At 43.6% G+C, this 12,512-nt stretch carries 6 protein-coding genes; all 6 read right to left on the bottom strand.

Going from position 1 to position 12,512, the window contains the following annotated elements; genetic code table 11:
* Nucleotides 1–55 precede the first annotated feature (55 nt).
* Nucleotides 56–1,834, bottom strand: coding sequence for a DUF4886 domain-containing protein (locus tag ACYVBM_RS14435; RefSeq protein WP_460686385.1), 1,779 nt, complete (start codon nt 1,832–1,834; stop codon nt 56–58).
* 21 nt (nt 1,835–1,855) lie between these two features.
* Nucleotides 1,856–3,718, bottom strand: coding sequence for a RagB/SusD family nutrient uptake outer membrane protein (locus ACYVBM_RS14430; protein WP_460686384.1), 1,863 nt, complete (start codon nt 3,716–3,718; stop codon nt 1,856–1,858).
* Between the two features lie 38 nt (nt 3,719–3,756).
* Nucleotides 3,757–6,876, bottom strand: coding sequence for a SusC/RagA family TonB-linked outer membrane protein (locus tag ACYVBM_RS14425; RefSeq protein ID WP_460686383.1), 3,120 nt, complete (start codon nt 6,874–6,876; stop codon nt 3,757–3,759).
* 386 nt (nt 6,877–7,262) lie between these two features.
* Entirely contained in the window at nt 7,263–9,425 is a 2,163-nt protein-coding gene (locus ACYVBM_RS14420) for a hypothetical protein (RefSeq protein ID WP_460686382.1), read from the bottom strand.
* A 34-nt stretch (nt 9,426–9,459) separates the two neighbouring features.
* Nucleotides 9,460–10,269 carry a DUF3823 domain-containing protein gene (locus ACYVBM_RS14415; RefSeq protein WP_460686381.1) on the bottom strand — a complete coding sequence of 270 codons (810 nt, stop codon included), beginning with the start codon at nt 10,267–10,269 and terminating at the stop codon, nt 9,460–9,462.
* 150 nt (nt 10,270–10,419) lie between these two features.
* Nucleotides 10,420–12,465, bottom strand: coding sequence for a RagB/SusD family nutrient uptake outer membrane protein (locus ACYVBM_RS14410; protein WP_460686380.1), 2,046 nt, complete (start codon nt 12,463–12,465; stop codon nt 10,420–10,422).
* Nucleotides 12,466–12,512 lie beyond the last annotated feature (47 nt).

Genomic DNA, 12,512 nt, shown 5'->3' with positions numbered 1-12,512 from the left:
GCTATCCATTAAGTGGCTTATGCCAACCGCACCACATTCCCCAATATTTATCCATTTACTGCTGTGCAATCCGCATGGCATTTAAATAATAAAACCCGGTTGAATTATCATTCAAATCGCCAGCTGTTATCGTTATATATATGTTTCCGTTCGAGTCGGGTATAATATTTTCAGCGCAGGCAATATTTGTTTTATTTGAGCCGGTCATCAGGTTTACGATTACCGTATTTTTCCCCTTAGCAGTGTACTTCGTCTGCCGGCCTTCCGCAATACCACCTCTTGATCCAAAAAAGCATAGCTTATAAGAACGGGAGCCATCGAAGCCGGTTAAGCGAATCACACTTTGCCTCACCAGCACGTTGCCAAACTCGGCTTTGGTATTTCCAAAATAAGAAGTTCCGGAAACAGAAGCAGGCATATTAAATTCTGTTGTTGTTGCTTTCTCTCCATCCTGGTTGATATTATTAAAACCCTCAGTTAATGTAAGCCCTATGGGTGTTACTGCACCATCTTTATTTCTTAAGAAACTGATGGCTGTATTTGCGGCAGGGCTTGTAAGACCATTCCATCCAAACACCGGAACCGTTTGCGCTACATCTACAAATACGGGAACAGTAAGATCAGCCGCGGGGAACTGCTTATAAGCAGTAAGATCTTTAGTGGCATAAGGATGTAAATTAGCTTCATGGGCCGCTTCCTGTGCCATTGCCCGCTCTGTATCTGAAAGAAGATAGTTGTAGGGGTTATACGAGTTACCGACAACACTCTTATTGAATATGGCCTCATACCATGTACAGGCTGCCAGGTAACGGCCCACATTCAGGTCGAGGTGGTAACCATCCCGGCAAAAATTATCGCCCCAAAAACTGCTGCGTCCGTTCTGGATAGCTGTTCCCGCGGGAATGACCTTATCTAAAGCACCCAGCGTCAGGGCTTTCTGGGAGGCATCTACTATGGCCTGATACATGGTTTGCTGATTGTTATTGTAGTTGGCAAATCCACTATGTGTTGAGTTTTGCTGGTAGGCCCAGGTTTGATGCCAGAGATATTTGGTTCGCGAATAAACCACCCGGTCCTTAACATACGCAACAAGCTCCGGCAGTGATGCCTGGTATGTTGCATACTGGCCCGATAACTGGCTCACCTGCTGGAAGCTGATATAATCCCACCGTTCATTGTTGAGCACATCTTCAATGCTCATATTTTCAGTGGTTACCTTTCTGCCGTTCTTATCTATCTTACGGTAAGAATATACTTTTTTATTGCCTTTCGCATTGGCCAGGTGATCCTCGAGCGAGGATCCGCCTATATATAAATTACCGATTATAACACTATCTCCTCCTGCCAGGGCGACAGGATATAAATACGTTTCAATAGCATCTTCCGAAAAACTGTTTCCAATGGCCAATATACGGGTAATACCATCCGGCGGCAGTTCATCAACATTTACATTACAGGTAAGCCCTACCTCGCTATCATCCGATTGGAACTTTATCTGGGCTGTGCCTTTTCTTATAGCAGTTACTCTTATTGTGTACGAAGAAACACGTTCCACCTTTGCTACTTTAGGATCGGAAGAAGAAAAAGTAAAGGGCTTCACAAAACTTTGTCCGTCATTAAAGCTTAATGTAATAATGGTTTGCTCTCCAATCATCAGGTTGGCAGAAGTTTTGTCTAACACAATTTCACGCCCATTTATAGCCGGCCTGTCCGGAAATACACTTTTTTTACAGGATGCTGCACCTGTTAATAGCAATAAGCCAAGACCAATGAATAAATGTGTATAGCTATATATTCTTCTTCCTATCAGGAATGCTTTGAAATAGTTCAACATAAATCAAAATATTTAAATTGATTAATAACCAGGCGCCTGAACCAGGTTGGGATTAATATCCATTTGAGCCTGGGGCACAGGCCATATATACATACGCTTATTAAAAATTTTGTTTTTGTAAAACGTGCGCTTAAAATAGGCATTGGGATTGGCAGCAGCATCACTGCGTACATTGCCCGTAAAATTCATACCATATAACCCACGGTTAAGGGTTTCTTCACCAATCTTCCAACGGCGAATATCATTGAACCGGATCCCTTCACAATTAAATTCAATCCTACGCTCGGCCCTTATGGCTTTTCTCATTTCCTCCTGCGATAATCCTGTAGCTAAAGGAGGAATACCGGCCCTTTCACGAACCAGGTTTGCGTATTTCAGAATATCGGGGTCGCCCGGGTTAGATTCGTTTAAAGCTTCTGCATAACTTAAATAAGCTTCTGCCAGCCTGTATAAGATACCCGGCTGGTACACATAACGTCCTTCACGGGGAAATACGGAAAGACTAATCCCTTTACGCACATTATACCCGTTTTGAGGGGCATCAAAAGAAAGCCTGGTATCTCTGCCACCCTGTACAAACTCGGCTTTACGATTATCCACCAGCCATGAGCCATCAAAAATCACCGATACATAAAAGCGTGGCTCCCTGTTACAATACATGTTAAATGTACCCGATTGGGTAACAATACCCGCAGCAGGGCCACCCCCGGTCCACTTTGTATTTCTCGTCTCATTTTGTGTAGAAAATCCGCTTTCAGAATAGCCTGAAGCAGGATCGGTAATAGGCAATCCGTTTTTCGTAAAAAACGCATCTACCAGTTCCTGGGTAACGCCCATACCCCCGTTTCCGCCAATGCCAATAGGCAGATGGTGCGCCTGCCAGTTATTCAAATCCGGGTTATCTGCTTTTCCGAAAATAATTTCTTTATTGCCATCTGAAAATCTTTTCAGCTGCATATTATAATAAGACATAAAGGGATCAATAGAGCCGTCATTATTATATTCACGATACAGACTATAGCCAGCACTCTCTGCAGCGTTGATCAATTCTTTAAAAGCCGCAGCCGCCTTCGTCCATTTCGTGGCATCGTAAGCACCAAACAAATTATCGCCGTTTTTATTTTTCCAGCCCAGAAGATCGGGATTGCCATTAAACAAAGGACTTGCTGCAAACAGCAATGTTCTTGCCCGGATGGCTAGGCACATGATGGAGGTAGCTTTCCCCCAGTCGTGCTCGTTCCCGTAAATAGTGGATTTATATTCTGCAGGTAATAATGCCGACACTTCTTTCAACTCTTTGTCAATCCAGTTTACGATTTCATCATAGGGTGTTTGAGTGGTCAACATTTCAGAAACAGGTGCATCTACGGCTTCAATAACACCGGGCTTGAATGGTATAGGGCCATACATTTCGATCATTAGCGAATAGTAATACGCTATCAGGAAACGCGCCTGGGCCTTCATAATGTCCACATCCTGCTGAGTAACGCCTGGCAGGGTTTTTACATTCTGAATAAAAATCAGGCCTGAACGGATCCTCTTGGGCAGTTCTACCCAATAATAGGGATTCCAGGCAGATCCCGGGTTCCAGTCGCCAACAGTATAAGCATATACATTCTTCCATCCAAATGGCGTCCATTCGGCCGGGATGGTAATATCATCTGCCATAATATTAAATCCCTGGTCTTTAAAATAGCCCCACATAGGGTTGGGCACACCTGAATAAACACCGGCCAGCCAATCCTCTGTACGGATCTTGTCATTAAAGATCATCTCCATCGTTAGCTGGTCATCGGGCATTTTATCGAGGAATTTCCTGCAGCCTGTAAGCGTTACCAGCAACAGGGCTATTATCATGATTAAGTTCTTATTCTTTTTCATCATAAACGATTTAATTGAAAACTGTTGTAGTATTGAACAGGTTATTTAAAATTAATTGTAGCGCCAAAGGAAACAGACTGGTTAAGCGGGTACTTTAGCCCATCTGTTGTTTCCAGCTCAGGATCCCATAATTTAAAGCCGGCAATTGTAAGCATATTAGTTCCGCGAGCAAATACCCGGAATGTTTTCATTCCCGCCTTCAAGCTCCATTTTTCAGGCAGGGTAACTCCTAACTCAATATTTTTCAACCTCAAAAAGCTCATATCCTTCAGCCACCAGGTAGAAGCCTGCTCATTATTGGAATTAACACCATAGGTGAGCCTGGGCCAGAATACATCCTGCCTGGGGTTGTCGGGAGTCCACCGGTCATCAATATTGGTGTAAATATTACCGGTAGCACCTAAAGCAGTTCCAGGCATCCAGTTTTCGCCGCCAAGCAATTGCCAGGTTCTGGCTGCCCCCTGGAAAAAGAAACCGACATCTACCAGTTTATACCGTACTGTTGCACCAAAGCCATAAATAATTTCCGGTGTACGGGGTCCGCCTATAGCTGCTCTGTCTAGGTTATTAATAACACCATCGCTATTCAGATCCCGGTATCTGATATCGCCCGGCCGTAATACCTCGCTAAAGGTTTGATCGGGTATGCCCAGCTTTAATTTACCGTTGGAGTCAAAATCATCTTTAGTAAATAATCCTTCTGCTACTAACCCAAACAGCTGACCAACAGGGGTACCCGTTGCAGACCGGTAGGTGCCCAGTACGCCCAATGGCTCATCTATCTCTGTTCTTTTATTATGTGCATAGGTATAATTACCCATAGCAGTTACCGCCCAGTCTTTTGAAAAGTTCTTTTCCATATTCAGTGACATCTCCACTCCCTGGTTCTCTACTTTTCCAAAATTGGCATATATAGTCCTGATAAACCCTGCCGATCCCGGCACATTATTACGCTGCATGAAAATATCGCGTCTTTTTTCTTTAAAAAAGTCTATGTTGAAATTAATAGCGCCATTAAAGAGTCCCAGTTCCATTCCCAGATCCTGTTTGGCAACTGTTTCCCAGGTAAGGCCCGCAACTCCCACATCTCCTTCGGCCCTTCCGAGGCGGTAGATATCATTATTATCTATGCCCCATCGGTAATATCCGAAATCAGCAATGGTTGATATATAGGCAAACCGTCGTCCGCCGATATCACTATTACCCGCTTCTCCCCAGGAGCCACGGATTTTTAGAGTTGATACAACAGGTTGAAGTGGCTCCATAAATTTTTCCTGCGAAATAATCCATCCTGCAGCGAAGGCCGGAAAGAAACCGAAACGCTTTCCTTTTGCAAAATTCTCTGAGCCGTTATAACCAAAATTAGCTTCGGCTATATATCTCCTGTCAAAAGTATAAGAAAACCGCCCGGCTACCCCCTGATTTCTAAACGGCAGGGCGCTTCCATTATCATAGTTACGCTGGTTATACAAAAGCATGGAATTGATATCGTGCTTTGCATTCAGCACTTTGGAGTAGGAAACCATTCCTTCCATATATACACTTTGGTTACCCCATTGAGCGCCGGTACCATAACCAAGAAATTCCTGGCCATTTGTGTTCTGGGGCAGCAACACCAGGTTGCCGTTTTCATCTCTTTTGGTAGCGGGTATAAAGTAATTAGGCACTTTACTTCTGATTACCGAATTACCTGAGAATTTATCAAAAGCAAAAGTAAGCTTGGCTTTCAGGCCGGGCGTAATACCCTTAAGATCCTGCTCTATTGCGGTAGTGGACTGCAGCTGATAATTATTCCACCGCTCATAACCTCTTTGAGTAGCCCATGCCCAGGGATTTTCCCTGAAATCTATACGGGGTAATTGTCCATCGGGATATTGGGGAGGATGCACATAAGGCGGTACACGGGAGGCCTGGTAAAAGATACCAAAATTGGTTTCATTGGCATCGCCGGGCGGGCCATTGCGGGTTTGCAGGTACCCACCCAGGTTTACACGCACTAATGTGGTAGGCGTAACGTTCAGGTCTACATTAGAACGTACATTGTACCTGTCTACTTTTATAGCAGAATTCCATGCCTGCTTCGTATCGCGCTTTATTAAACCGTCTTCAGTAAAGTAGCCCAGTTCCAGGGCGTAACGCAGGAAGTTGTTACCGCCACTCATATTCACGTTAGCCCTCATGTTGGAGGCCTTGTCTTTGGCTACTACTTTCCACCAGTTCACATCTGGATAGAGATAGGGATCTGACTGATCGCGATACAGCTGTAAAATACTATCCGGTTTAAAAGGTGCCGGCCTACCGGCATCTTTATATATTTCATTCATTAACTCAATATACTTTACAGCGCCCACGTATTCCGGCACATGTATTAAGGAAGTAGTGGCCCTTTCAAAACGGGCACTTACAAGGGGCGGACCAATTTTTCCACGCTTGGTATTGATCATGATAACTCCATTAGCGCCGCGTACGCCATATACGGCGCTGGCTGCAGCATCTTTTAACACCGAAAAGGACTCGATCTCTTCCGGATCGATATCATTTAAGCTTCGTTCCACGCCATCAACTAAAACCAATGGCCTGGAATTGCCACCAAACGTACTTACACCGCGTATCCAGAAATCAGAATTGTTAGACCATGGATCACCGCTGCGCTGCACAGCTATAACGCCAGGAACCATACCTGCCAGGTTATTGCTCAGCGAACGGTTGGGCGTTAACTGTAACTGTCTTGGTGCTACCGTACTGATTGCCCCGACAATCGAGGCTTTTTTCTGGGTTCCAAAACCCACTACTATTACCTCGTCGCCTGCTGCCACAACCTGATCGAGTGCTACATCCAGCACGCCACGCTTCGGCACTGTCATGGTTTTGGGCATATACCCTACCGACGTAAATTCAAGGCTGGCATTCTCATCAGATACGGTAATTTCATACACCCCTCTTTCATCAGTTGAAGTACCGTTGGTGGTACCTGCCTCCTGCACAGAAACCCCCTGCAGCAGTTCTCCTTTTTGGTTTGCTACACGGCCTGTTACTCTAAATGGGACTTTTTTTACTGAAGTAGTCGTTCTATCCTGCTGTCCATACACAACGTGAGCAAGCAATAAAAAGAAAGCAACAGACAAGACTTTCCTAAGATAAAGCATCGTAATTTTAATCATCGTTCAGTTTATTTTAATATAAAAAACAACAAAGCTGACACTGCTTAAACGATTAAGCATTTTATTAATAAATTCCCGGAAAAAACGTTTTAGCAACTGAATAAACAAACAAGCATTAATAATTAATCGTTTAAGCAACCAAAGTTATAAAAGCCAACGTAATTTCCAAATTTATTTTTTAGAAAAATTTAAAATCTTACTGACAACCCTTAGTGCTGCGTAAAAAGATGCCCTTATCCTGCCACAGGAAAAATTTGTGCAGCAGGTGAGTCATGAGAGTCTGAGTAAAAATATCTATCCGGTTTATAAACGTGATGATTTTGTAAACCGGTCAAAACAGACAGGAGTAAATGCCTGACGATGCTTTATATTTTTTTTGCACATTCTTACCACCTTATATCGATACGCACCCCTTCACTATAATTTGGCAAACGCAACAATACTGTTTTTGTTTTCGCATCCCATGTTCTCGAAAGAATTTCAACCGCGTTATTGTCTTTATACGCATTAATAGCTTTAGGTGATTCTGGCAATCTGATTCGTATGGCATTCATGGTATTTGAAGGGCTCTTTGCAATAAAAGTGTAACTGTTACCAGTAATTATTTCGTCATTAATCCGTGAAGCAGCAGCAAGCACTTTAGGTTGTTCCGACTTAATGCTCGCTATATCCAACAAAAAAGACTGTGTACCGGGCAACACCTCTTTCACTTCTAATACAGGCAGCTCAGGATCGAACAAATCTATTACCGGCCCTTTAACCTTGAGCGGTGCATCATCCTGCTCATTTTCATCCATAACGGCTGCAATGATATATGGGCCCCGCTTTAAAACAAAATTATTTTTAAAAAGGAGCTGCTTTTCTCCCGCATATGTTTCAAATGCTTTTTTTACGTGATTGACAAATGCAGCATCTGCTCCGGCTGTTAAAACCAGCTCCTTAGGATCCTGCCGGTTAATGCAAACCCACCCTTTTCCTGTTTTAATAAATTGCCCTTCAGAAACGGCGATCCTGTCCAATGCCATTTTTTTAAACAGGTCCTCGGAGGGAGCTTCACATTTTTTCCCATTTGTATTCCACCATTCCTGCACTTTCTGGAACGGATCGTTATCTCTTCCATAATACATCAACACGCCTCCGCTCTTTACCCATCCGGCTAATACAGTATGATAACTTTCACTCAGCGGTTTCATATTTGCATAGCTCATTATTAACACCTTAATATTTTTTAAAGTATTCGCATTAGACAGATTTTCCATGTGAACTGTTTCTACCGGCACGCCCCGTTTTAACAATGGCATTGCCATTCCATAAAAATTAGAAAGCTGGGGATCTTCGTAACCGGCGTGCGTAGGAAACCGCTGAAACATCATAGAGTTAGACACAAGGATACCGATGCCATGACTTCCATTCACTTTATTTGCAGATACGGGTATTTCGTTCAGTGCATTTACCATCACCTGCATTTGCGTGGCATAAGCAGGAGATATAGGCTGCCGTTCATTACTGTTCTCCAGCTTAAACCTTCCCAGGTAGATGCGGCTCGGCCACGGCATCACTTCATAATCGGCTACTGATGGATATAAGAGCTTGGCCGTAAAAGTAGCCTGGTAATTTCTCTTATAATCATCCCAGGTGCGGGGCCAGTCTTCAATAGGGTCGGTAAGTAAAAAGATCTTTTTACCGGTTGGCTGTATCATGGATATCATTGACCCGTACTCCAAAAACGCATTTTCAAAAACCCTTTCCTTGTTTACCCCATTAAAATAAACCGGCTCTCTTGAAGTGCCGGTCCATACCTGGGCTATATATCCATCTACATCGTTTATTGAGGCCAGGCTGGCTTCCGGACTGACAATCTTCCATGCAGAATAATTGAGCAATGAATGGGTAGGCACATAACATTTTACTTCTTTTCCAACGCTTTTGCTATAAGCTTTTACATAAGCAAAACATTCTTTCAGCGCATTATAGTATAACTGGTATTTTAGCTTGGATGAAAGCCAGGTTGCTTCAGGCGACTCATGCTGCGGCTTCCAGTCAAAACCATAATAGCTTTTCCATTCTTTTTTAAAGGCTCCGCTATAACCCGCTCTCGCCCAGAATTCCGGTTCTTCCAGATGAATAGCCGTTACCCCTGCATCTATTGCCCGTTTTAAATGTGTTTTCAAATAATCGAGATAATTGGCAGAAGGCACAATATAGGGTACATTCTTACCATGCCATATCGTGTCCCCATTGCGCTGCACCTGTCCTTCATCCAAATGCATTTTACCATCGTACTGACCCAGAAAATAATCCTGGTATTGCCCCCAGGCAATGCCGGTCATAAAATGTATCTGATATCCTTTATCTCTCCATCCTTTTACCCGCTGCTCAAAATTACCGCCTGCATCATTGATACCGTAAACAATAGCTACATCAGATCTTACATCATAAGCCTCGTTCCAGGGTGCAGCGATCTGAAATGCGGTTTTTTCCTGGGCTAACAAATGTACACTTGCCGCTAAGCAGGCAAATCCAAATAAAAAAAAGGCTATATACTTCATAATACGCAATATCGTTTTTCAGCAATTAGTTTTATCAGGGCACATCCACCCTGATAGCCTCATTATAGTTCCATCTCCTTACGCCTTCAGTAGCGTAATTGATCCTTGCTGCTGCGCGAACAAAAACGGTTCTCCCGGATTGTATTACCCCGTTGTGGGTCACTTCAACAGGTGTGCCTAGCAAAGGCTCGAAAGCAGCGCCGCTATATTCATACGCTTTTCTCCTGTTATCATTATAAGTAGTACGATAGCCGACAAACGGAGATTCGCTTACCATGAACTGTATATCGGTAACATTTAAGAAATTATCATTATAATTACCCATTGGTTCGATTTTAGCCCTGAAGTCCTCCCGGCTTACCCCTCTTGTTACTTTTACTTTCGCTGTAATTTTACCGTCTTTTACAACAGGCTTTTCTACCCACTCTACCTTAAGAAAAGGCTGCACCTGGAAATCTACTTCTACAACGCCCTTTATATCCACCTTTTTACTTTCATTGGCAATTGTATCTCCCTTGTTGTTTAACCGTACCAACGGAATAAAAGCGCCGTCTATTCTTACATTATAAGTACCGGCAAAAACTTTTGTATTCTGGTATACCCCTTCTTTCATACACCAGAAATCAAAATTATCCGGCGATGGCGTTTCTTTCCAGCTTAGTTCGCGCAAACGTATGCGCGTTCCTTCGCTGCCCTGATCGGTGAGAACAGGTTCCCCGGTTTTTACATCTATTATTTTGCCTCTTATGGTTTCACCCGGTTCCACGTAATTGTCCGGTTTAGCGCAAGACAGGAAGTAAAGAAGCGAGATCGGAAAAATGATATACTGTAATAGCTTTTTCATTCGTAAATGTTTTATGCTTTTAATTGTCGAATGGAACCTTTGATGATAAAAATTTTCATTCCCTTGTATGATATAAATGAAAATTTTTATCATGCCGGTTTCATCTTACTATTTTTAATTTTATTAATCAACAGACAATGTGAAAGAATATTATCGTCCGGGCTGCTGGTCTATAACCGGGCTTTTCGATACCTGGTCGCCGGGTATGAGGAAATAATACTCGGGGTAGGTCATCCTGAAGCGGATACGGAATATTTCAGGGCCTGCATCGAAGAAGTATTTATTAGCAGCGGTAGAATAAAATGGATATAAGCCGCTATAATTGGTGCCGTCTTCCTGTGTCTGGCCGTTAATTTTTTCAGTAGTTTGTATTCTCCATCTTCTTATATCCCACAGTATCTTATGCTCAAATGCCAACTCTTTCTTCCGCTCCTTCCTGATCAGCTCCAGCCCGTCGGCTCCCGCAATATCTGCCGGGCCAGCCATCGGATCAGCGCCTGCCCTTTCCCTTATCTGGCGAACAGACTCATAGGCAACACCTGTTAAGTTCTGTCCGTCGGGCGACGGCTGGCCTGCCAGTTCCAGCTCTTTGGCAGCTTCAGCCAGGTTCAACACCACTTCCCCCAGGCGCATTAGTATGAACGACTGCTCGGAACGGGCTTCCTGTACCAGGTTCTGGGGCATATTTTCGTTCTGGTATTTACGAACAACGAACCCCGTCATAGCACAGGTAGCATTATCATTAAATGGTCCGCTTGCACCCGATGCTGCTATTTTTCTATTATCGGGTAATGTTACAATTTCATCACCCTGCTGTGGCGATACAAACAATACTTTGGAGCTAAATGCCCCCACTCCGCGGTATGCATCTGTTTCCGTATACTTAACAGGACCGGCTAAAGAATAATTTACATTTCCATTAACAGATCGCAACGGTGCTATTCCGTTGGCTGTGCTGCCTGTGTAAATACCTGCCCGAATATCCATAGTCTGTCCTTTAAAAGTTTCGCCGGGCAGCAATACAAAGGCTTTTAAGCGGGGCTCAGCATTTTTGAAAAGATCCGTAATATTATCATACATAATATATTTACCGTTTGCATCAAAGGTTTTAACAGAGCCATCGGGATTTTTAGGAATACCATCAAACAGGGTTACATATTCCAAAGTAGGGCAATTACCAGAAGAATATCCGCCGCCTATCAGTTGCCGCGGAATATTATACACATCAAAACCATGTGCCAGGTCAGGGTATTTATAGTCTTTTACAAAAATATTCTCCAGGCTGGAGGCATCAAAGAACATATCTATCATGTTTTGTCGCTGACCATCCTTATCTCCTGCGGCCCATTTTTTCCTGTACAGGTCGTATTTGTTGGATTTGATGACTGCCATAGCGGCTGTATATGCCTGCGTAAAATATTTATTGGCTGCTGTTACACTTGTAGCAGGGTCGAAGCCTATTACACGCACCTTGGTCTTGTCGCCAAAGCCTGTAAGCGTATTGTACTTGGCAATGCTGCCTGCATACAACGCTGCTTCGGACTTAAATGCCAATGCTACATACTTATTTACCATGCCCCGCTGCGGGCTTGTTTCGGCCAGCAACGCTATGGAGCTATCCATATCGGCCAGCGCCTGGTTCCAGGTTTCTTCTTCTGATGCACGTGGCACTTCTAATTCGGTGGCAGGGCTCTCGGGATATTTTAAAACAGATTTAATAAGAGGCACTCCTCCGTAACGCTTTGCAAAAGCATAGAAAAGGTAGCCACGTGCAAAATATCCTTCTCCCAAAAAGTGTTTATACTCTGTTTCTGTATAATTCGATTTATAGGCGGGCAGCGTTTCTATCAGGCGGTTTATATCCCGCAATACAGAAAAACCACCGCTCCAGAAATTCCAGTTTCCCTGTGCCTCACTCGTCATAGCCCCGCTCCTGTCGCGCCCAATTGAGCTCCCTTCATTCACACCCGGGCAAACCAGCCAGTCGTGGAAAAAGCCACCGCCGGGAGAATATTTAAAATCCTCGTAAGGCATCTGGCTGTATACTCTTGACAAATAGACCGACATTCCTTTCGAAGAACTGAAAAGGTCGGCATTCTGCACTACATTTTTTGGCGGCACGTCTAAGTAATGCCTGCAGGATATGAAAGACAGGCTGAATAATATGAATGTAAATTGTATATATCTGATTTTCATGTGATTCTTTTTATTTTTTTAATGGCCACATCGAATATGCCATCAAT

Source organism: Niabella aquatica (assembly GCF_054779315.1).
The sequence above is the reverse complement of the archived record's forward strand: the minus strand, read 5'-3'. Positions and strand labels throughout refer to the sequence as shown.

Coding starts and splice junctions, on each gene's coding strand:
- ACYVBM_RS14425 (WP_460686383.1), bottom strand. CDS start 6,876: ATGATTAAAATTACGATGCTTTATCTTAGGAAAGTCTTGTCTGTTGCT.
- ACYVBM_RS14435 (WP_460686385.1), bottom strand. CDS start 1,834: ATGTTGAACTATTTCAAAGCATTCCTGATAGGAAGAAGAATATATAGC.
- ACYVBM_RS14415 (WP_460686381.1), bottom strand. CDS start 10,269: ATGAAAAAGCTATTACAGTATATCATTTTTCCGATCTCGCTTCTTTAC.
- ACYVBM_RS14420 (WP_460686382.1), bottom strand. CDS start 9,425: ATGAAGTATATAGCCTTTTTTTTATTTGGATTTGCCTGCTTAGCGGCA.
- ACYVBM_RS14430 (WP_460686384.1), bottom strand. CDS start 3,718: ATGATGAAAAAGAATAAGAACTTAATCATGATAATAGCCCTGTTGCTG.
- ACYVBM_RS14410 (WP_460686380.1), bottom strand. CDS start 12,465: ATGAAAATCAGATATATACAATTTACATTCATATTATTCAGCCTGTCT.